This window comes from Pseudomonas sp. 86_A (assembly GCF_017491705.1).
Taxonomy (GTDB): domain Bacteria; phylum Pseudomonadota; class Gammaproteobacteria; order Pseudomonadales; family Pseudomonadaceae; genus Aquipseudomonas; species Aquipseudomonas koreensis.
The window spans coordinates 135,982-156,451 of sequence record NZ_JAFGYS010000004.1; the positions used below are offsets into that span (position 1 = coordinate 135,982).

At 62.9% G+C, this 20,470-nt stretch carries 15 protein-coding genes; all 15 read right to left on the reverse strand.

Features of this window, described 5'->3' with window-relative positions:
- Positions 1-67: 67 nt before the first annotated feature.
- The 15 genes from J5M57_RS07975 to J5M57_RS08045 all read right to left on the reverse strand — a co-directional run bounded on the left by J5M57_RS07975 (position 68) and on the right by J5M57_RS08045 (position 20,104).
- Positions 68-754, reverse strand: coding sequence for a glycosyltransferase (locus J5M57_RS07975; RefSeq protein ID WP_064587398.1), 687 nt, complete (start codon positions 752-754; stop codon positions 68-70).
- Positions 751-1,350 (reverse strand): SAM-dependent methyltransferase, encoded by a 600-nt coding sequence (locus J5M57_RS07980; RefSeq protein ID WP_207849481.1) that lies wholly within the window; start codon positions 1,348-1,350, stop codon positions 751-753. The genes J5M57_RS07975 and J5M57_RS07980 overlap by 4 nt, the downstream gene beginning before the upstream one ends.
- Entirely contained in the window at positions 1,347-2,120 is a 774-nt protein-coding gene (locus J5M57_RS07985) for a PIG-L family deacetylase (RefSeq protein ID WP_083369216.1), read from the reverse strand. Before J5M57_RS07985 ends, J5M57_RS07980 begins: the two co-directional genes overlap by 4 nt.
- On the reverse strand, positions 2,117-3,115 hold the full coding sequence (locus tag J5M57_RS07990; protein WP_207849480.1) for an acyl-CoA dehydrogenase family protein: 999 nt from the start codon (positions 3,113-3,115) through the stop codon (positions 2,117-2,119). Before J5M57_RS07990 ends, J5M57_RS07985 begins: the two co-directional genes overlap by 4 nt.
- A 1-nt stretch (position 3,116) precedes the next feature.
- The gene (gene glgX / locus J5M57_RS07995) at positions 3,117-5,276 is read right to left on the reverse strand and encodes a glycogen debranching protein GlgX (RefSeq protein WP_207849479.1); all 2,160 of its coding nucleotides are present in this window, start codon (positions 5,274-5,276) and stop codon (positions 3,117-3,119) included.
- A gap of 292 nt (positions 5,277-5,568) precedes the next feature.
- Entirely contained in the window at positions 5,569-5,901 is a 333-nt protein-coding gene (locus J5M57_RS08000; protein WP_064587403.1) for a DUF2934 domain-containing protein, read from the reverse strand.
- Positions 5,902-5,928: 27 nt separating this feature from the next.
- The gene (locus tag J5M57_RS08005; RefSeq protein WP_207849478.1) at positions 5,929-8,697 is read right to left on the reverse strand and encodes a malto-oligosyltrehalose synthase; all 2,769 of its coding nucleotides are present in this window, start codon (positions 8,695-8,697) and stop codon (positions 5,929-5,931) included.
- A complete protein-coding gene (malQ, locus tag J5M57_RS08010; protein WP_064587405.1) occupies positions 8,694-10,772 on the reverse strand; it encodes a 4-alpha-glucanotransferase in 2,079 nt (692 codons plus the stop codon). Before malQ ends, J5M57_RS08005 begins: the two co-directional genes overlap by 4 nt.
- Positions 10,769-12,571, reverse strand: coding sequence for a malto-oligosyltrehalose trehalohydrolase (gene treZ / locus J5M57_RS08015; protein ID WP_207849477.1), 1,803 nt, complete (start codon positions 12,569-12,571; stop codon positions 10,769-10,771). The genes malQ and treZ overlap by 4 nt, the downstream gene beginning before the upstream one ends.
- A gap of 19 nt (positions 12,572-12,590) precedes the next feature.
- Complete coding sequence (gene glgA, locus J5M57_RS08020) at positions 12,591-14,177, reverse strand: glycogen synthase GlgA (protein ID WP_207849476.1); 1,587 nt, start codon at positions 14,175-14,177, stop codon at positions 12,591-12,593.
- A gap of 586 nt (positions 14,178-14,763) precedes the next feature.
- A complete protein-coding gene (locus tag J5M57_RS08025; protein WP_207849475.1) occupies positions 14,764-15,717 on the reverse strand; it encodes a D-2-hydroxyacid dehydrogenase family protein in 954 nt (317 codons plus the stop codon).
- A 13-nt stretch (positions 15,718-15,730) separates the two neighbouring features.
- Entirely contained in the window at positions 15,731-16,783 is a 1,053-nt protein-coding gene (locus J5M57_RS08030) for an alpha/beta hydrolase (RefSeq protein WP_083369209.1), read from the reverse strand.
- Positions 16,784-16,869: 86 nt separating this feature from the next.
- The gene (locus J5M57_RS08035) at positions 16,870-17,304 is read right to left on the reverse strand and encodes a YqaA family protein (RefSeq protein ID WP_207849474.1); all 435 of its coding nucleotides are present in this window, start codon (positions 17,302-17,304) and stop codon (positions 16,870-16,872) included.
- Positions 17,304-17,750 carry a DUF411 domain-containing protein gene (locus tag J5M57_RS08040; protein ID WP_064587411.1) on the reverse strand — a complete coding sequence of 149 codons (447 nt, stop codon included), beginning with the start codon at positions 17,748-17,750 and terminating at the stop codon, positions 17,304-17,306. Before J5M57_RS08040 ends, J5M57_RS08035 begins: the two co-directional genes overlap by 1 nt.
- 362 nt (positions 17,751-18,112) lie before the next feature.
- Entirely contained in the window at positions 18,113-20,104 is a 1,992-nt protein-coding gene (locus J5M57_RS08045; RefSeq protein WP_207849473.1) for a methyl-accepting chemotaxis protein, read from the reverse strand.
- Between the last annotated feature and the right edge of the window lie 366 nt (positions 20,105-20,470).

The following is a 20,470-nucleotide window of genomic DNA, read 5'->3' on the forward strand; positions in this document are numbered from 1 at the left end:
CGTGCGACGCTCCGAACCCTGGATTGCCGCGCAGCAGAGTATTGCTCAAGATCACCGGTTCGTCGCGTCACAGATCAAACTGACCCGGTTTTTTTTGATCGATCTGTGCCAGATTCCGCAAATAATCCCCGAATCCTCCGCGCGCGCGGCTGTCCAGGCGCGCGCTGGTGTGCACCTGTGGGCGATGACTCCAGGCGATGTCCGCCCCCGACAATTCCAGGCGCCGCACCAGTTGCACGTCTTCATCGCAGGCCAGCGGCGGGAAGCCACCGGCCCAGCGGTAGGCGTCGGCGCTGATCCCGAGGTTGGCGCCGTGGATGTGCCGATGGCCGTCACGGGCCTGATAGTGGCGGTGATAGCGGATCTGGGCTGACTCATTGAACGACTGATCCCAGTGCTCGACGGTCACGGTGCCGCACACCGCGTCGGCACCCAGGCCCAGCTGCGCCACCAGCCAGTCATCCGCCACGCGGCTGTCGGCGTCGGAGCAGGAGATCCAGCGCGCACCGCGCTCCAGCAGGACTTGCGCGCCGGCGGCCCGGGCCTGACCGACGTTGCGCGCGTCGATGTGCAGGCTCAGCACTGGAAAGTCACTGACAATCTGCGCCGAGCGGTCGGTGCAACTGTCGAGCACCACCAGCACTTCCACCCGTTCGCCGGCCAACAGCCCGTGCTTGCTGGCGCGCAACGCGGCGCTGAGGCATTGCCCGAGCAGCGCTTCCTCGTTGTGCGCAGGAATCAGAATACCGATCATCGCAGACCCTCCAGTGCGGCCACCGAACGCGGTTCGCGGCTCCAGACTTCAAGCAGGAAGTCCGCTTCCTGATGCAGCGCCACACGCGGCAGCGCCAGATGCTCATGGATAAGGTCGTGGACCTGACGCGCATTGAGCGGGCATTGGTCAATCGGTGGGCGCCAGTGACAGGCCAGTAATTGGCCGTCAGCCGTCAGGGATTGACTGATGCGCCGGATCACTTCTGTCAGATCCTGGGCATCGAGGTAGTAGCCGATTTCGCTAAATACAATCAGGTCGAATTTTTCCTCCGGCCAGTCGTCGGGCAAACGACTCTGGCGCACTTCGGCGTGGTCAAAAAGACTCAAACGGGTACGGGCCAGATTCACTGCAGCGCTGGCGGTGTCGCAACACAGCAGGCGGTCGCAACGCTCAGCCAGTTCGGCGCTGAGTTCGCCATTGGCGCAACCGGGCTCGAAGATCGTCCGATAACGTGCGCGGGGCAGGGCGGCGAGGGTGATGGCGCGTTTGCGCTGTTCGTACCAGCGTTCGCGAAAGGCCCAGGGATCGTCGTTGGCGCTGAACAACCCGTCGAAATAGCGATCATCGACACTCATAGGAACACCACTTCAAACGGTTGCAGCAGACGATCCAGCACGTACGGCGCCAATACCGGTTGCAGCCCGGCTTGCGGGTCGCCTTCCAGTTGGCTGGCGAAGGCGTGCACCGCGTGGCGTTTACGCGCCACTTGCTCCGCTGACAACAGAATCTTGCGCGCGCGTTGCCACGGCACCGAGGCGTCTTCGGGGGAGGCCCAATGCCAAGTCCACACCGGCAATTCGTGACAAGTGGCGCCGACCCGCCGCGCGGCTTCGATACTGGCGCGCCCCGCGGCTTCGTGATCGCAATGGCCGTCCTCGCACCACGTGCTGAACACCACGTCGCCGGGGCGCAGGTGGCGTTCGATGAACGCGACCAGCGACGGCTCATCCGCGGCGACCTGGCTATCGCTGAAACCACCGCGTAGCCATTTCATCCGGTGCAGCGGTACGCCGAGGCGGCGCAGGGCTTCGGCCGATTCCTGCGGCCGCACCACGCTCAGGCGTTCGACGGGCCAGCGTGCGGAACCGGGATGACTGGCGCTGCCATCGGTGACCGAGATCAGTTGCAACTGACGCCCGGCGGCCGCCAGCAACTGCAACAGGCCGCCGCAGCCGAGCACTTCGTCGTCCGGGTGCGGGGCGACAATCACCGCACGGGCGCCCGGTGGAACCAGACTGAGGACATCGACACTGTCCAGCGCCGCAAGGTGCCGGGAGTGTTGCCATTGCAGCAGCGAAGTGCCCTGGTGGCCGATGATCGGATCGGGTTTGCTGGCGGCATTCATAGGGTCCAGGCCTCCTCGGGGTGTTCGGCCAGCCATTGGCCGAGGGCCGCCAGGTCGCGCTCGGCATGGCTCTGGCGCAGGAATACCGGCAGATCGGCGCTCAATTGCGCAAAGTGGCGGTCCTTGCAGAACGGTCCCGCACCCAATGCCCGTCCGGCTTCACGCAGGACTTGTTCGGCGGTGTCTTCGACCACCGCACGGGCGCGTCGGGCGAGCAGTTCGGCGTGGGCCTCGGGGTAAGTATCGATGTGCAGCGCGCTGAAGCGCAAAACGTTGGCCGCCGCATGCAACGCCGAATCGACGGCACCAAGATGCGCGAGGGCATGCGGTTCCTGGCGTTGTGCGCAGTGTTGGCGCAGCGCTTGGGCAAGCTGTTGCGCCGCGCCGTACCAGCACGCGGCGATGCCGATTCCGCCTTGCCAGAAACCCGGGCGTTGCAGGTAATCGCCGGGGTTGCCGATGGCCTGCGCCTCGGCGCCGTCGAACAGCACCTCGACGCTGCCGGTGGCGCCCATGCCAACCGCTTGCCAGCCTTGATCGGTGACGTTCACGCCGGGTTGATCGAGCGCCACCGCCACCAGTTGCTGACGCTCATCGGCGTCCCACGCGGTGAGCAGCGCATGGCTGAGCACCGCCGCCCCGGAGCACCAGGCCTTGCGCCCGTCGAGACGGACCATGTGCCCGGCCGGGCGCGCTTGCACGCGCGCTTGAGGCGGTTCTGCGGCCCACATGCCCCAGGTGCTGCCGGGTGTCGGCGAACCACCGAGTTGTTCGATGATCGCCAACGCGTCGGTGTGACCCTCATAGAGCTTGCACAAGCCCAGATCGTGTCCACCGACTTCCGCCAGGCGCTGAAAACGCTCCAGCGTGCGGCCACTGCCCGGTAACGGCAACTGATCCAGCCCGGCCTCGACCAGCGCCCGCAGGCAGTGGCCGAGCGCCGCGGTGTCGCGATAGTCCGGCGGGCGGCGTGCCAGATAATTGTGCAGGTCCATATCAGTCTTCTTCTTCGCGTTGCAGTTCGAACAGCAGCAGCGAACGGCCGGTGACGGAATATTCGTGACCGAACTCGAAGCGTTCCTGACCGCGAATCGCCGGTTGGTTGGTGTCGATCATGCAGGTCCAGAAACTGCCTTCCGGCACTTCCGGCAGCTGGAAGTTGACGATGTCGTGGTGCGCGTTGACCACCAGCAGCAGGGTCGCGTCGGCGCCCTTGCGGCGAATCCCGGTTTCCTGCGCGCGGCCATCGAGGAGCATGCCCAGGCAACGGTTGTGCGCGTCGTGCCAATGTTCGGTGGTCATCTCGGTGCCGTCCGGCGCAAGCCAGGTCACGTCCTTGACGCCGATGTCTTCGTTGTATTCGCCGACCAGGAAACGTCCGCGACGCAGGATCGGATAAGCCATGCGCAACTTGATCAGGCGTTTGACGAACTTCAGCAGTGCCTTGCCGTCCTCGCTCAGATCCCAGTTGACCCAGCCGATCTCGCTGTCCTGGCAATAGGCGTTGTTGTTGCCATCCTGAGTCCGCGCGAATTCGTCGCCGGCGACGATCATTGGTGTGCCCTGGGCCAGCAGCAGGGTGGCGAAGAAGTTACGCATCTGCCGATGGCGCAGCGCATTGATTTCAGGGTCGTCGGTCGGACCTTCGACGCCGTGGTTCCACGACAGGTTGTTGTTGCTGCCGTCCTGGTTGTTCTCGTCGTTGGCTTCGTTGTGCTTGTCGTTGTACGACACCAGGTCATTGAGGGTGAAACCGTCATGCGCGGTGATGAAGTTGACCGACGAATACGGCCGCCGTCCGCGCTGGTTGAACATTTCGCCGGATGCGGTCATGCGGCTGGCAAAATCGGCGACCTGGCCGTCATCGCCTTTCCAGAACGCACGGACGGTGTCGCGGAACTTGTCGTTCCACTCGACCCAGCCCGGTGGGAAGTGGCCCACCTGATAGCCGCCGGGGCCGCAGTCCCACGGTTCGGCGATCATTTTCACCTGACGCAGAACCGGGTCCTGACGGCAGGCGACGAGGAAGCTGTGACGCTCGTCGAAACCGTCGTGATAACGGCCGAGGATGGTCGCCAGGTCGAAGCGGAACCCGTCGACGTGCATCTCGCTGGCCCAGTAACGCAGCGAGTCGGTGACCATTTGCAACACGCACGGGTGACTCAGGTCCAGCGTGTTGCCGGTGCCGGAATCGTTGATGTAGAAGCGCTTGTCGTCGGGCATCAGCCGGTAGTACGAGGCGTTGTCGATGCCGCGCATCGACAGGGTCGGGCCTTGTTCGTTGCCCTCGGCGGTGTGGTTGTAGACCACGTCGAGGATCACTTCCAGATTGGCTTCGTGCAGGTGCGCGACCATTTCCTTGAATTCGGCGATCTTGCCGCTGGCCAGATAGCGCGGGTCCGGGGCGAAGAAGGCGATGCTGTTGTAGCCCCAGTAGTTGGTCATGCCTTTGTGCAGCAAGTGCTGGTCGTTGACGAAGGCATGGATCGGCAGCAATTCCACCGACGACACGCCGAGCTTGCGGATGTGTTCGAGCACATCGTCAACCATCAGCCCGGCAAATGTGCCGCGCACGTTCTCCGGCACTGAAGGGTGCCGCATGCTGATGCCACGTACGTGGGTTTCATAAATGATGGTTTTGTCCCACGGCACGCTGACGCGGTGGTCATTGCCCCAGGTGTGCGCCGGGTCGATGACTTTGCATTTGGGCACGAAGGGCGCGCTGTCGCGTTCGTCGAAACTGAGGTCGGCGTCCGGATGGCCGATGGTGTAGCCGAACAGTGCTTCGGACCATTTCAACTCGCCGACCAATTGCTTGGCGTAGGGGTCGATCAGCAGCTTGTTGTGGTTGAAGCGATGACCATTGGCCGGGTCGTACGGGCCGTAGACGCGATAACCGTAGATCAGCCCCGGGTGGGCGTCCGGCAGATAGCCGTGGTAAATCTCGTCGGTGTATTCCGGCAGTTCGATGCGTTCGAGTTCGACTTCACCGGCATCATCGAAGATGCACAGTTCAACCTTGGTGGCGTTGGCGGAAAACAGTGCAAAGTTAACCCCCAGCCCATCCCAGGTCGCACCGAGCGGGAAGGGCAGGCCTTCACGGATTCTGGACGGCTCGGCGTGCGTTGCGGGCTCGGCTTTTTTGGGACTGGACATGATTGCTCCTGCAAAACGGGTTGGTTCGAATAACTGATCAATTACGGGAGCAGATTGTGTGGCGAGGGGATTTATCCCCGATCGGCTGCGAAGCAGTCGCAAAACCTGTGCACGCGGAATGTCTGAGACATCGCCATTGCTGCTTTGGGGCCGCTGCGCGACCCATCGGGGATAAATCCCCTCACCACAAAACGCTCTCCAGTCAGGGTTTTTCACATTTCTTGAGGACGAGTTGGCCCTCGGTGGCGAGCAAGCTCGCCACACGGTCATTCAGTTCAATAATCCGGGTGGGTCAGTTGGCCGGGGGCTTGCGGGTTGCCCGGGGCTTTTTCTCGGGGGCCTTTTCGCCCGGCGGAACGACCTTCGCCGCGCCGGCCGGTTTGGCCTTGGCGGCCGCCGCAGCCTTGGGTTTGGCCGCTGCGGCTTTGCTGTCGGTGTCTTTGCTGGCCGTCTTGCCGGCCGTCTTGCTGCCGGTTGCCTTCGGCGATTTCTTCGGCGCCAAAGCCTCGGCTTCAGCCAGTTTGCGCGCCATCTCCCAGTGGCGTGCTTCGTGACCTTCAGGTTTGCCCTCTGATTCCCAGATCTGATAGGCGAACTCGCGGATGCGTTTATCGTCGGTACTCATCGCAATGCTCCTGAACTGAACTCGTCGTTACGTAAAGAGTTGGATAAAGAGATTGACCGGGATATCCCCCAGCGCGGCGCTGACGTTCAGCTCCCTGTTTTTTGTGACTGCGCTGCTGTGAAAAAGTCCCTTCAGGTTTGTGTCGGAGGCGGCGAACGGTAAAACCACCCGCGTATCGCCCCAGCGCAGCGCATCGACCTGAGGGATGGCACTGTTTTCCAGCAGCGTCGCGCAGCGCACCGGTACGATCACGATGGCGTACGTCCCCTCGTGTTCACGGGCAAACGCGAGCACGTTATGCGCCTGGCTGCCCAGCACCTCCAGGGCCTGGTACGAGCCTCGCCGGAACAGCTCGGCGTGTTCGGCGCGCAGGTTCAGCACCTGGGCGATCAGCGCTTGCTTGATGCGCCCGTCACGCCAGTTCGCCAGCAACTTCTCGACCTCTGCATGCGCATGCAGGGCCTGCTCGCGGGCGGCGTAATCCACCGGCCGGCGGTTGTCCGGATCAACCAGACTGAAGTCCCAGAACTCGTTGCCCTGATACAGATCGGGCACCCCCGGCACGGTCATGCGCAGCAAGGTTTGCGCCAGACCATTGAGCGCACCGGCGGCGGCGATGCTGTTGACGGTCTTGCTCAGTGCCGCGCGCAGCAGTTCGCCTTCGTCACCGGTCAGCAGGCGTTGGGTGAAGGTCTGCGCAGCGTTTTCATAGGCTTCGTTGGGCGCACTCCAGCTGCTTTGCAGCTTGGCTTCACGCAGGGCTTTCTGTTGCCATTGCCAGATGCGCTCGGCGTAATCGGCAAAACCTGCCTGATCGTCATCGCGCAGCTGCAGCGGCCAACTGCCGAGCAACGCTTGATAGAGGATCAGTTCATCAGCGGACGACGGCAGTTGATCGTCGTCGCGCAGCGGCCGGGCGAGGGCGCGCCACAGCTCCACCTGTTCGGCGTACCAGTGGCTGCGTTCGCTGAGCACCGCCAGCCGCGCCCGGGTGTCTTCGCCGCGCTTGTGATCGTGGGTGGCGGTGGCCAGCAAGTTGTCGGGAAACGCCTCCATCCGCAGCTGATTGATGGCATGGAAGTCGCTGAGCGGCGCGCTGAACTGCTCGGTGTTGTAGCCGACGTCATTGCGCGACAGCAGCACCGCCGAGCGATACAGCGCGGTGTCTTCGACTGCCTTGGCCGCTGCCGGTGAGGTCAGTTGCTGGAAGCGTACGCAGGCGTGCTTGAGGATCTTGCGCGAGCGCCCGCGCGGTTTGTGCCGCCACGGTGTGCCGCCGAGCCACGCAGCGACGCAATCGAGCACCGGCCAGTCGCCTTCGCCAAGCGTCTGGCGAGCACCGTCCATGGCCTGCTGGAAGAAATGTTCATCCTGTGCCGGGCGGCCCAATGCGCTGATATAGGTGCGGTAGACCGGGAAATGCACGATCAGCGCCTGCAACACCCGGCGGATCGCGCCCAGGGTCAGGTCGCGGGTCATCAGGTCGTCCCGGGCCACTTGCAACAGGGCCTGGGCGACGCTTTCGAAGTCACTGGCCAGCGAGCCATTGAGGATCTGCTGGCGCGCCAGTTGCGCTTCTTCGATGAACGCCGCCGGGCGCTCGGTACGCCGCTGCCAGAGGTCGCCGAGTACGTGTTCGCCGTCGGGGTCGTGTTGCAGCAGCGACAGTTGATTCATGAACTCGTAACCGGTGCTGCCATCCACCGCCCAGTCGCGGCGCAGGGTTTCGCCAGCGCCGAGAATCTTCTCGACGTAGATCGGCAAATGCCGCCCTGGTGCGAGCAGGTCGAGGCGCCGGCGCAGCTTGCGGCAGTAACCGCGCGGATCGGCGAGGCCGTCGATGTGGTCGATGCGCAAACCGTCGACCAGCCCTTCAGCGATCAACTGGAAGATCTTGCCGTGGGTCGCTTCGAAGACTGCCGGGCGTTCGACGCGCAAGCCGCCGAGTTCGTTGATGTCGAAAAAACGCCGCCAGTTGATGTCATCGGCAGCGGTGCGCCAACTCGCCAGGCGGTAGCTTTGGCGCTCCAGCAACTGGTGCAGTTTGTCGAAACCTTCCTCGGTGGTGGAGTCGTAATGCGTCAGGTTGGCCTCAATGGCTTTGAGGATCTGCGGATCGCCTGCCAGCTCGCGCAACTCTGCCTTGAGCGGCAGCGCCAGCGAATGAGCGTCGGTCTGGTAACTAAGGGCGCTGAAACGCTCGGCCAGCGACTGCAGCGCTTCGACCGGTTTGAGCAGGTCACCGTAGTCATTCGGGCAGATCGGGAAGTGATGCTCGTAATGCTCGACGTGGAAGCGTCCCTGCTGCGCATCGAAATGCAGTTTCAGCGTGCCTTCCTGCAGCGCGACGCCGTAATCGCTGCCGAGAAACGGCAGCAGCAACTGGCCTTCCATCAACGGATCCGGCGAATGCCACTGGATGTCGAAGAACTCGCCATAAGGGCTCAGTCGGCCCCATTCCAGCAGATCGAGCCACCATGGGTTGTCACCGCCGCCGACGGCCATGTGATTGGAGACGATGTCGAGGATCAGCCCCATGTTGTGTTCGCGCAGGGTGCTGACCAGGCGCCGCAACGCCGGTTCGCCGCCGAGTTCCGGGTTGACCTGGGTCGGGTCGACCACGTCGTAGCCGTGCATCGAGCCGGCTCGCGCGGCGAGCAGTGGCGAGGCATAGATATGGCTGATACCGAGGCTGGCAAAGTACGGCACCAGTGGCACCGCCTGTTCCAGGGTGAAGCCTTTGTGAAATTGCAGGCGCAGGGTCGCGCGCAGTGGCTGGATGAGCGTCTGGTTCATTGGTCACGCTCGGCTGCCTGAAGGCGGGCGCAGGCCAGCAGTTCCAGACGACGTGCCGCATCGACCCCGTCGAGCAAGGCTTCGCTGTTGCCGGGCAACCGCCGCGACCAGTTCGGGTGGCTGTCGATGGTACCCGGCAGGTTGGCCTGTTCGTCGATGCCCAATGCGTCCTCCAGTGGCAATAACACCAGCGGCGCCCGGGTATGACCAAGGAACCGCACGCTGGCGTCCACCACCTGATCGGCTTCGTGGGATTCTTCGCGGAAGTTCTGCGGGTCTTGGCTCAAGGCGCTGCGCAAGCCTTCGCGTTCGCGCTGGCGATGACGCCGCCAGTCGATTTCACCGTTAGCGTCGACAAAGCCCAGGCGCGCATTCCAGTCGATGTCGCGGCCATGCCACCAGCCGTTGAGCGTCGGCAGGTCGTGGGTGGTGGTGGTGGCCAGGGCGTTGTCCGGCCAGTCGAGAATCGGTTTGAAACGGGTGTTGTCCTGTTCGAACAGCAGCACGCGCATGCCGAGAATCGAACGGGCGATGAGTTTTTCCTGCAGGCCTTCGGGCACAGTGCCGAGGTCTTCTCCAAGCACGATCGCCTGATGGCGATGGGATTCGAGGGTCAGCAGGCGCAGCAGATCGTCCACCGGGTAATACAGGTACGCGCCGTCGGCGGGGGCAGCACCGTTGGGGATCACCCACAGGCGTTGCAGGCCCATGACGTGGTCGATGCGCAGGCCGCCGGCATGGGCGAAGTTGGCACGCAGCATGTCGATGAACGCGCGAAAGCCATTGCGGATCAGGCCTTCGGGAGAAAACGCGGAAATCCCCCAGCCCTGGCCGGAGCGGTTGAGGATGTCGGGTGGTGCGCCAACGGTCAGCGAGGCGAGCAATTCGTCCTGAAAACTCCAGGCCTGACTGCCGGCACCGTCGGCACCCACGGCCAGGTCGGCGATCAGGCCGATGCCCATCCCGGCGCTGCGCGCGGCGGTTTGTGCGCGCTCCAGGCAGCGGTGGATCAGCCATTGGCAAAAGGCGAAGTAAGCGATGCGCTCCGCGTATTCCTCGGCAAACGCTTCGAGTGCGGCGCCGCGCGGGTCGTGCCAGTGTTCCGGCCATTCGCGCCAATCGAGGCTTTCGCCACGGGCAGCGCGCATTTCCTGAATGGCTTCGAAGCGGCAATGGTTTTCCAGTGCTTCGCCACCGCTGTGGCGGAAACTGGCGAAATCCGCGTGCAGCGGATGCTCGCCGGCGACGAAGCCGTCGTACAAGGCTTGCAGCAATTTTTGCTTGGCGTCGGCCGCAGTCGGCCAGTCGATGAGTTTGAGCTCTTCCAGTTGCTGGAATTGCTCGGCCAGGCCGCTGGCGTCAATCGCATCGCGCAGTGCCCGTTCCCCGAGGATCGCCCCGGGGGCGGCATACAGCGAATTGAGGAATAGACGACTGGACGGCGAATAAGGACTGTAGCGCCCGGTGTCGGCACTGAACATCGCGTGCAGCGGGCTGATCGCCAACGCATCGGCACCGCGCTCGCCGGCCACCCGAACCAATTCTTCCAGCGCCTGCGTGTCGCCGAAACCGCCATCGCCGGGGCGACGCAGACCGTAGAGCTGCGCGCTCAGACCCCAGACCCGTGGGATCGGGTTGTCCACCGCATCGCCGACGCTGAAGCAGCGCTCCGGCGCCACGGCCAGGGTGAAATACTGATCGGCGATGTGCACCTGTTGATAGCCGACCGGGACCAATCCCGGCAGCACGGCGTTGTCATCAAGCTTGAGGTTAAGCCGCGAGCCGTCTTCGAGATGAATCTCACACGGGGTTTGCGGTTCGAAATAGCGCGCCAGATCCACGCCGACACCTACGTCGGCAGTGAGCAGCGGCGGCAGGTGCAGATCCTGTTGCACTTGTTGCAATTGCAGCAGGCTGGCGTCGATTTCCTGCGCGGTATTGGCCGGATGCCCGAGTCCGGTGAGGACATTGCGCAGTACCGCCGGGGCGACTTTTTGCGGGCGGCCGTTGGCGTCGATCCAGTCAACGGCGAGGCCAGCTCTGCTGGCGAGAATTTCCAGTTGCGCATCGCTCATAGGCGCTCTCCATCCAAAGGTTGCAAGGGGGTTGCGGCCGTGAGGCTGACAAGCGCGCAATACGCGGGCAGTTGGCCCGGTTCCGACAGGGCAACCGCAGGCGGCTGTTGAAACAGCCACACGGCATCGCTCTGTGGAGGGTTGACCACTGGCGTATCGCTGAGGTTCAGGTCAATTCGCAGCTCGCTGCCATCGCCCAGGCGCCAGCGTGCACTGACCGCGCCGTGGCCGAGCATGTGGGCGCCGAGCGCCTGGGTGCCTGACAGATGCGGGATGATGTAGCGGTGGCGCAGCTGCAGCAGTTGCCGGTACAGGGCGAGGGTTTCCTGCTGTTTCGCGCTACCGCTGCCAATCAGCCGTGGTTGCGAGGCATGAAAGGTCTGTTCGGCATTCGGGTCGGGAATTTGCTCGCGCTTGTGCGGATCGCTGAAAGCGCTGAAGTCTGCAAATTCATTGCGCCGACCTTCGCGCACCAGATCCGCCAGCTCGCCGTGGTGGCTGGTGAAAAACAGGAAAGGCTGTTCCGCCGCGTATTCGTCGCCCATGAACATCAGCGGGATCATCGGGGACAGCAGCAACAGCACGGTGGCCGCCTGCACCGCCTTAGGGTTGGCCAGTTGATGCAGGCGCTCGCCAAAGGCGCGGTTGCCGATCTGGTCGTGGTTCTGCAGGAACAGCACGAAGGCGGTGGAGGGCAGGTGCTCGCTCGGCTCGCCGCGCGGTTCACCGTGGCGGGTGATATGCCCCTGGAACACGAACCCCTGGCTCAGGCAGCGCACCAATTGTTCGGTCGGTTGCAGCGCATAGTCGGCGTAGTAGGCGTCGGTTTCACCGGTCAGCAGCACGTGCAAGGCGTTGTGCCCGTCGTCGTTCCACTGCGCGTCGTAATCCTCTTCGAGCAGGCTCGACTGGTTGAGCTCGTTTTCCACGGTCAGCCAGACATGACGGCTCGGATCGATTTGCTGACGGATGCGCTGTGCCAGTTCCGGCAGGAAATCCGGGCTTTCGATGGCGTGCACCGCGTCCAGGCGCAGACCGTCGAAGCGGTATTCCAGCACCCACATCAGTGCGTTTTCGATGAAGAAATCCCGCACTTCCCGGCGGCGGAAGTCGATGGCGGCGCCCCAGGGCGTGTGCTTGTCCTCGCGGAAGAAGCCTTTGGCGTAGCGGCCCAGGTAATTGCCGTCGGGGCCGAAGTGGTTGTAGACCACGTCGAGAATCACCGCCAGGCCAAGGCCGTGGGCGCTGTCGATCAGATGCTTGAGTTGTTCCGGCGTGCCGTAGGAGGCTTGCGGCGCGTAGGGCAGTACCCCGTCGTAGCCCCAGTTTCGACTGCCGGGGAACTGTGCCAGTGGCATCAGCTCGATGGCGGTAATCCCCAGCTCGACCAGGCGCGCCAGATGTTGCTCGACTTCGGCAAAACCGCCGAGCGCACCGACGTGCAGCTCGTAAATCACCGCTTCGCTCCACGGCCGACCTTGCCAGGTGGTGTGCTGCCATTGGTAGGCCAGCGGATCGACCACCACGCTGTGGCGGTCAAGGTCGCCATCCTGGGCGCGGGAGGCCGGGTCGGGCACCTCAAGTTCGCCGTCGATGTTGTAGCGGTAGCGGGTGCCCGCGGGGCACCGGGTCTTGATCACGAACCAGCCATCACCCTGCGGCAGCATCGGCAGGGACTGGCCGTTGGCAAGTTCGACACTGACGTAAAACGCATCCGGTGCCCACAGCGCAAATTGCGTGTGTTCGGCGTCCTGCATGATCGCGCCGTGGGGCCAGTTATCTTGGGTCCGTAACGGCATCGTGAAAAAACTCCCTGAGTTATTTGTGGCCGGCTTTACCCAGCGCCTTGGCGACCAGTTGTTCATAAAGTTCGGCGTAGGGTTCGACCGCTTTGCACCAGTTGAACGGCGCGGCCATGGCCCGGCAGCGCATGGCGTTGAGCAGCTCGGGGAAGGCGAACACCTTGAACGCGCGGCTCAGGGCTTCGCGGTAGCTGTCGGCGGTGGATTCGTCGAAAAGGAAGCCGGTGACACCGTTCTCGATGGTGTCGGCCAGCCCGCCGGTATTGCGCGCCACTGGCAACGAACCGAATCGTTGCGCGTACATCTGGCTCAAGCCGCAAGGCTCGTAGCGCGAGGGCATGAGCAGGAAATCGCTGCCGGCAAACATGCGCCGGGCGTCGGTTTCATTGAAGCCGATGCGCACGCCGATCTGCCCGGGGAAGCGCAGCGCCAGTTCACGCATGGCCTGTTCTTCTTCCGGCTCGCCGCGACCGATGATTGCGATCTGGCCGCCGTTCTGCACGATGTACTCGGACACCGCCTGAGTCAGGTCCAGGCCTTTCTGATAAACCAGACGCGAGACCACGGCGAACAACGGCCCGGTGGAATCGTGCAGGCCGAACAGTTCACGTACATGGGCGGCGTTGATCGCTTTGCCTTCCCAGTCGCCGATATGGAACGGCGCGAACAGGTGTGGATCCGTCGCAGCATCCCAGCTCTCGTCGATGCCGTTGGGGATGCCGCTGAGCAAGCCTTGCTGGGTCTTGGCGGCGAGAAAGCCGTCGAGACCGCAGCCAAAATCCGGGGTGGTGATCTCTTGCGCATACGTCGCGCTGACCGTGGTGATATGGCTCGAATACGCCATGCCGGCCTTGAGGAACGACATCTTGCCGTAGAACTCCATGCCTTCCTGTTGCAGGGCATGGGTCGGAATGCCGAGCTCCGGGCACGAGCCGAGGCTGGTCACGCCTTGATAGGCGAGGTTGTGAATGGTGAACAGGGTCGGCGTGCGTTGCCCGCGCCAGTGCATGTAGGCGGGCGCCAGACCGGCGGGCCAGTCATGGGCGTGCACCAGATCCGGGCACCAGTGGATTTGTGCGAGGTTGGCGGCGATGTCGGCAGCGGCCAGGCCCAGGCGGGCGAAACGAATATGGTTGTCCGGCCAGTCGCGGCCGTTGTTGGCGCCGTACGGCGAACCTTCGCGCTCATAGAGTTCGGGGCAGATCAGGACGTAAATCACCAGGCCGTCAGGCATGTCCATGCGGCCGATCTTGCACGGTGGCAACGCGGCATGACCGCCGAGCTCGCCGATGATGTGGATCGGGTTTTCGCTGTGCATCACCTGCGGGTAGCCGGGGATCAACACCCGCACATCGTGCAGGTGCGCCATGGCGCGGGGCAGGGCGGCGGAGACGTCACCCAGACCACCGGTCTTCACCAGATCGGCGATTTCCGAGGTCACGAACAATACTTTTTTCTTGTTGGGGTTCTGGCTGGCGACGGGCGTCAGCGTTTTGGTGCTCGGGACGCTGATCGACCGGCTGCCGGGAAGACTCACGGTGCTCGATTCACCAACCGCTTGCTGAGCACGCTCTCCCTGAATTTCCAATGCCGCACTGATCATATGAATCTCCCGTGTCGTTGATCTGATTCTTGTATCGAACAAGCTGTGGCCAAATCCTGTGGCCGGGCGCAAACGCGCCACGCATCGGTGAGCAAACGCTACCCAACACGTGCAAAGCAGAATGGGTGAAGGGGCCGTTGCAAGGATTGCACCAGTCGCGTTGACCCTGCCTTTCAGATGACCCGCCGCAATCAGCAAAAGTTTCGACAATTTTTCGGCTATGTGACCGGGCGGTTTTACCCCGCGAAAATCAGTCTAGGCCAGATCCTAGAGCGGGCCAGAGCAAAGGGGTAAATTGTTCGACAATCGGTTGGCAGGCGGCGAAAGCCGTGGTCTGCAGACAGAAACGCACCGACGAAGTGCAGGTTTTTTTGCTGCAGAGGGCCAAAACGGTGACTGGTCGGTCACGATTTTGTGCTAGTGCAAAGGGAGGGTGCACTGTTGTGGTGCGGGCAGATTGTTGATCGGGTGTCTGTGCGGGCCTCATCGCGAGCAGGCTCACTCCTACAGAGGAACGCATTGCAATGTGTAGGAGTGAGCCTGCTCGCGATGGCGTCGGAGGGCGCACCGCAACGAGAAATTGCGGTCAGTTCAACAGGCGAACCGGGCTCCCGGTCGCCCAACCCTGAATATCCTCGATCATCTGCGAAAAGAACTGTTGATAGTTCTGCCGGCTGACATACCCCACATGTGGCGTGGCCAGCACATTGTCCAGGGTGCGAAACGGATGCAGTTCCGGCAACGGTTCTTGATCGAACACATCCAGCGCCGCCCCGGCAATCTTCTGTTTCTGCAACGCCTTGATCAGCGCCGCTTCATCGACGATCGGCCCGCGGGCGGTGTTGACCAGCAACGCTGTCGGCTTCATCCAGTCCAGCGCCTGGGCGTCGACCAGTCCGCGACTGCGCTCGCTGAGTACCAGATGCACCGAGAGCACATCGGCCTGTTCGAACAATTGCTGTTTGCTGACGTAGGTCACGCCGGCCTGCTGCGCGCGTTCAGCGGTGAGGTTTTCGCTCCAGGCGATCACGCGCATACCAAACACCTGACCGAATTGCGCGACCTTCTGACCGATGCTGCCAAGACCGAGGATGCCCAGGGTCTGGCCATGCATGTCGCCGCCCAGCCCCCGCTGCCAGCCGCCGGCGCGCAGGGCGTTGGCTTCATTGAGCAGATTGCGCGTGGCGGCCATGATCAGCGCCCAGGTCAGTTCCGGCGCCGCGTGTTTGTAGCTGTCGGTGCCACAGACCTTGATCCCGAGGCTGGCGGCCGCCTGCATGTCCAGCGCTGCGTTGCGCATGCCGCCGGTGACCAGCAGCTTGAGGTTGGGCAGGCGCTGGAGCAGGTCCTGGTCGAAACGCGTGCGCTCGCGCATCACGCAGATCACCTGGTATTGGCCCAGTCGCTCGGCCAGTGTGGCGTTGTCCGCCGGGTAATCATGTACAAACGTCACTTCGCCGATGCTGTCGAGCACCGACCAGTCGACCACATCCCGTGCCACGTCCTGCCAGTCATCAATTACTGCAATCTGCACCGCCATCAGCCTTACCTCATCAACGAACGGGATTCGGGTTGTTCAGCCAGCCGAGCAAGGCCTGATGAAATTTCGCCGGTTCTTCCATCTGCGGCGCGTGGCCGAGGCCGGGGAATTCCACCAGTGTCGACTGTGGTATCAGCTTGGCGACCTGTTTGCCGAGCACGTCATAGTGGCCGATCTTCGCCTTGACCTCAGGGGTAGCGAGATCTTTGCCAATGGCCGTGGTATCGGAGGTGCCGATCAGCAACAGGGTCGGCATCTTCAGGTCCTTGAACTCGTAGTACACCGGCTGGGTGAAGATCATGTCGTAGATCAGCGCCGAGTTCCACGCCACCTGGGTCTTGCCCGGGCCATTGCTCAGGCCGGCGAGCATGTCGACCCAGCGCTCGAATTCCGGTTTCCAGCGGCCGTCGTAATAGGTGCTGCGCTCGTAGTCGCGAATGCCTTGGGCGGTGACCTTCAGTTCCCGCTGATACCACTGATCGACCGTGCGCCAGGGCACGCCGAGGGCTTTCCAGTCTTCCAGGCCGATCGGGTTGACCAGCGCCAGTTGCTCGACCTGGTCCGGGAACAACAGGGCGTAGCGCGTGGCGAGCATGCCGCCGGTGGAGTGACCGAGCAGGGTGGCTTTCTGGATGCCCAGTGCCTTGAGCAGTTGCTGGGTGTTGCTCGCCAGTTGCTGGAAGCTGTACTGATAGTGGTCGGGCTTGCTGGAGGTGCAGAAACCGATCTGATCCGGCGCGACAACCCGGTAGCCGGCCTCGCTCAAGGCCTTGATCGAACTGTCCCAGGTGGCAGCGCAAAAATTCTTGCCGTGCATCAGCACCACGGTGCGGCCATTGGCTTTGCCGTGGGCGGCGACGTCCATGTAACCCATCTGCAGGGATTTACCCTGGGACTGAAAGGCAAAGTGCTTGAGCGTGTAGGGATACTGGAAGCCTTGCAGCTCCGGGCCATACGTGGGGCCCGCTTCGGGCACTGCATCAGTGGACGCGGCAGCCTGGGCAAACAGCGGCAACGCGGCCGTCAGGAACAGGCCGGGCAGCCAGCGGGTCAGCGTGACGGACATAGGGGCAAACTCCATTGAAATCGGCCGATGCTGGAACGGCGGGATTAGGGCGACGTTAACCACAGGCAACCGCCGCGGCGAAATGTTCAACCCAGCCAACCGGAAGTCAGCAGCGCCACCACGGCGTAACGCGCAGCCTTGGCGACGGTGACGATCAACACAAAGCGCCCGAGTGGCTCGCGCATGACGCCGGCGATCAGGGTCAGCGGATCGCCGATCACCGGCAACCAGCTGAGCAGCAGTGACCAGTGACCGTAACGCTCATAGTGCTTGCGCGCGCTGGCCATGTGCTTCGCGCTGACGGGAAACCAGCGCCGATCCTGAAAGCGTTCGATGCCGCGTCCCAGCCACCAGTTGACCAGCGAACCCAGCACATTGCCCAGCGTCGCCACGGCCAGCAGCCCCCACAACCAGTAGCGGTCGCTGACGATCAGGCCGACCAGCAGCGCTTCGGATTGCAGCGGCAAGAGTGTCGCCGCGCCGAACGCCGCCGCGAACAGCCCGACGTAACCGGCGGCCATCAGTGAGCCGGGTAGTCCGCCACCACCACGTCCGTGCCGTCCTTCTTCAGGCCGATCACTTGATAGGCATCGCTCATGCCGTCCATTTCCATCCCCGGCGAACCCATCGGCATGCCCGGTGCGGCCACGCCCAGCAGGTCGTCGCGTTTGCTCAGGGCCAGCACTTGTTCAGCCGGAACATGGCCCTCGACGAACTTGCCGTTGATCAGCGCGGTGTGGCACGAGCCCAGGCGCGGTGGCACGCCGTGTTGCTGCTTGAAACTGCTCATGTCGCTTTCGACGTGGTCTTCGACTTTAAAGCCGTTGGCTTCGAGGTGGCTGATCCATTTTTTGCAGCAGCCACAATTGGCGTCGCGATGGACTTCGATCGGGATCAGGTCGGCGGCCTGGGCCAGTGAGGACAGGAGCAAGGCGCCGAGGGCGGCCAGTCGCAAAGGATTTCGCATGAGGGGTTCTCGACTCGCAGACAAACCAGAGATGAACCTGTGGCTTGCCACAGGTGGGAGTTTCCAGGCGGCCATTTTGACCGGATTATCCTGCCCGGCATCAACGGAGTGTTTCAAGTTGATACAAAAAAGGCCGGCAGGATGATCGTCAATCAAGCCTGACAGCCTGCTGAGTGCGGCATTACAAATCTGTCAGGCAGAATGGAGATGCCTTCCGTGGCGAGGGAGCTTGCTCCCGCTCGGCTGCGTAGCAGTCGCCAATCGGTCAATTTCGGTGACCTGTCTATCGCGGTGTCAGCGTCGGGGCCGCTTCGCGACCCGGCGGGAGCAAGCTCCCTCTCCACATCAGGCTGCTGGGGCAATCAACGAACCTTGAACCGCCCCATGATCGCGCTGACCCGGCTGTTGGCTTCCAGCAACTGGCGGGTGTTGGTTTCGCTGGCCTGGCCGCTGTGCACCAGTTCTTCGACCATGTGGCGGATCTGCACCATGCTGCGGTTGATCTCTTCGGTCACCGCACTTTGCTGCTCGGCTGCTGTGGCGATCTGCGTGCTGAGGCTGTTGATGTGGCTGACCGAACCGGCCATTTCATCCAGCCCCGAAGTGACCCGGGCGGTGGCGTCGGCGGCGGACTGGCAACTGGCCTGGGTGTTTTCCATGGCGCTGACCGAGGAACTCACGCCCTGGGTCAGGCGGGTGAGCATTTCGTTGATTTCCGAGGTGCTGGCCTGGGTGCGGGCGGCGAGGGCGCGCACTTCATCGGCCACCACGGCGAACCCGCGACCTTGTTCCCCGGCACGGGCCGCTTCGATCGCGGCGTTGAGGGCCAGCAGGTTGGTCTGCCCGGCGATGGCGCCGATCACCCCGAGAATCTCGGTGATGCGTTGCGCGTCCTGCTGCATGTTCTCGACTTTCTGAGTGGCGCTGGCCACTTCATCGATCAACGCCACCACGCTGTTGGTCGCTTCACCCACCACCACCCGCGAACGGTCGGCGTTTTCATTGGCGCGTTGAGTGAACGCGGCGGTTTCAGCGGCGTTCTGCGCGACGCTGTCGGCGGTCGAACTCATTTCGGTGATGGCGGTGACGGTCTGGTCGGTTTCTGAAGCATGGCGCAACAGGATCTGGCTGGTGTGCGCCGAGGTGCGTTGCAGGTCGTCGAGGCTCGTCGCCATCGCGCCGGTGGCCTGGGTCACTTCACCGATCATGTTTTGCAAGTAGGCAATAAAGGTGTTGATCGAGTGGCCGATGGCCCCGAGTTCGTCCTCGGCACGGATGGTGATGCGTCGGGTCAGGTCGGCATCGCCGCTGGACAGCAAGTCGATGTTGGCTTTCAGCGCTTTCATCCGCGAAACCAGTTGGCGGATCGCATAGACCTGCAACAGCACCAGCAGGATCACCAGCGGAATCTGCAGCAGGCTCAGGGTGCTGAGCACGTCGTCACGCTGAGCGGTGAGCATCTTGGTCGGCAGGGCGGTCGCGAGGAACCACGGCGTGCCCTCGATCGGGCGCATGAAGAAGGTGCTGGCCTCGCCGTTGTTGTCGAACTCGACGCGTTGTGCCTGATCGCGATTCTGCAGGCCGGCCTTGACCTGGCTGGCGAAGGTCGAGCCGGCAGCCAGTTCGCTGATGTTCTTCAGCACGATCGGGCCGCTGATGCGCGAGCTGTTGCTGATGATCTTGCCGTCGGCTTCGACGATCAGCATTTCGGCGTTCAGGTCTTTTTCCTTGCGCGCCACCAGGTCGTTGAAGAAGCCCAGTGTTACGTCGATGGTCGATACGCCCCAGGCGCTGCCGTTTTTCTGGATCGCCATGGCGCAGTTGGTGCGTGGCTCGGCACTCGCGTCATCTTTATAGGCTGCTGCCCAGGCGCACTGGCCGCGCGGGGTCTGCATGCCGCCCTTGTACCAGCTCTGGTCGTAGTAGTTGGGCGCGGCGTCGCTGTTCCAGAAGGTGTTCACCGCCAGTTTGCCCGAGGCATCACGGTGCCAGAAGGTGCTGAATTTGTTGCGCCCGGCCTCACGCTGTCCCGGCAGCGGCCAGATCCCGCCGCCAAACACTTTCAGCTCGCCGTACTGGTCAACCAGCCCCGGCAATACCGTGTCGATGGCCGCGCTGTCGAGCAGGGGAATGGTCTGGGTGATGCTGCGCTGCTGCGATTGAACCTTGTTCAGCTCGCCCTGAATCTGCTCGGCGACTTCGGCGATGCGGTTGAGCACCACCTGCTCTTCGGTATGACGCAGCTTGGGCGCGACCAGTTGGCTGATACCGACCACGGTCAGTACCGACAGCAACAGGATGAACAGAACCAGAAACAGGGTGTAGCGAGCCTGAATGGTGCGGAATGCGGGCATGGATACCGGTCCTTGAGCTGCGATTTTTTATTGTGGAGTCGGGGAAAAGCGGCGGGGGTACACCAGCGTATCGTCGGCGCGCGGCGAAGCTTTAGGTACTTTCGTGCAACAAATCGCGGGGCTGACCAAAGGCAGGTATCGGCGTTGATACAAACCCTTCAATCGCCCTGTGCGGCGGCCTGAAAAATCTTCGATGGCGTTCACGCAATCAACCGTAGCTCCCACGACAGCACGCTTGTCATGATTTGTATCGAGAATGTACAGAAATTGTAAGCGACTGCACCAAAAGGGTTGGTGCCATTACTTGGCCGGTAGATACTCCCGGCATTCGAGTGGTCCACCAAGGACATTTCATGGTTTTTCTAC

What these genes read in the sequence shown, in the direction of transcription:
- glgX (WP_207849479.1), bottom strand. Translation starts at nt 5,276, where the DNA reads ATGTCCAGTCCCAAAAAAGCCGAGCCCGCAACGCACGCCGAGCCGTCC.
- J5M57_RS08045 (WP_207849473.1), bottom strand. Translation starts at nt 20,104, where the DNA reads ATGCCCGCATTCCGCACCATTCAGGCTCGCTACACCCTGTTTCTGGTT.
- J5M57_RS07985 (WP_083369216.1), bottom strand. Translation starts at nt 2,120, where the DNA reads ATGAATGCCGCCAGCAAACCCGATCCGATCATCGGCCACCAGGGCACT.
- J5M57_RS08040 (WP_064587411.1), bottom strand. Translation starts at nt 17,750, where the DNA reads ATGCGAAATCCTTTGCGACTGGCCGCCCTCGGCGCCTTGCTCCTGTCC.
- J5M57_RS07990 (WP_207849480.1), bottom strand. Translation starts at nt 3,115, where the DNA reads ATGGACCTGCACAATTATCTGGCACGCCGCCCGCCGGACTATCGCGAC.
- J5M57_RS08000 (WP_064587403.1), bottom strand. Translation starts at nt 5,901, where the DNA reads ATGAGTACCGACGATAAACGCATCCGCGAGTTCGCCTATCAGATCTGG.
- J5M57_RS08030 (WP_083369209.1), bottom strand. Translation starts at nt 16,783, where the DNA reads ATGTCCGTCACGCTGACCCGCTGGCTGCCCGGCCTGTTCCTGACGGCC.
- J5M57_RS08035 (WP_207849474.1), bottom strand. Translation starts at nt 17,304, where the DNA reads ATGGCCGCCGGTTACGTCGGGCTGTTCGCGGCGGCGTTCGGCGCGGCG.
- glgA (WP_207849476.1), bottom strand. Translation starts at nt 14,177, where the DNA reads ATGATCAGTGCGGCATTGGAAATTCAGGGAGAGCGTGCTCAGCAAGCG.
- J5M57_RS07975 (WP_064587398.1), bottom strand. Translation starts at nt 754, where the DNA reads ATGATCGGTATTCTGATTCCTGCGCACAACGAGGAAGCGCTGCTCGGG.
- J5M57_RS08005 (WP_207849478.1), bottom strand. Translation starts at nt 8,697, where the DNA reads ATGAACCAGACGCTCATCCAGCCACTGCGCGCGACCCTGCGCCTGCAA.
- J5M57_RS07980 (WP_207849481.1), bottom strand. Translation starts at nt 1,350, where the DNA reads ATGAGTGTCGATGATCGCTATTTCGACGGGTTGTTCAGCGCCAACGAC.
- treZ (WP_207849477.1), bottom strand. Translation starts at nt 12,571, where the DNA reads ATGCCGTTACGGACCCAAGATAACTGGCCCCACGGCGCGATCATGCAG.
- J5M57_RS08025 (WP_207849475.1), bottom strand. Translation starts at nt 15,717, where the DNA reads ATGGCGGTGCAGATTGCAGTAATTGATGACTGGCAGGACGTGGCACGG.
- malQ (WP_064587405.1), bottom strand. Translation starts at nt 10,772, where the DNA reads ATGAGCGATGCGCAACTGGAAATTCTCGCCAGCAGAGCTGGCCTCGCC.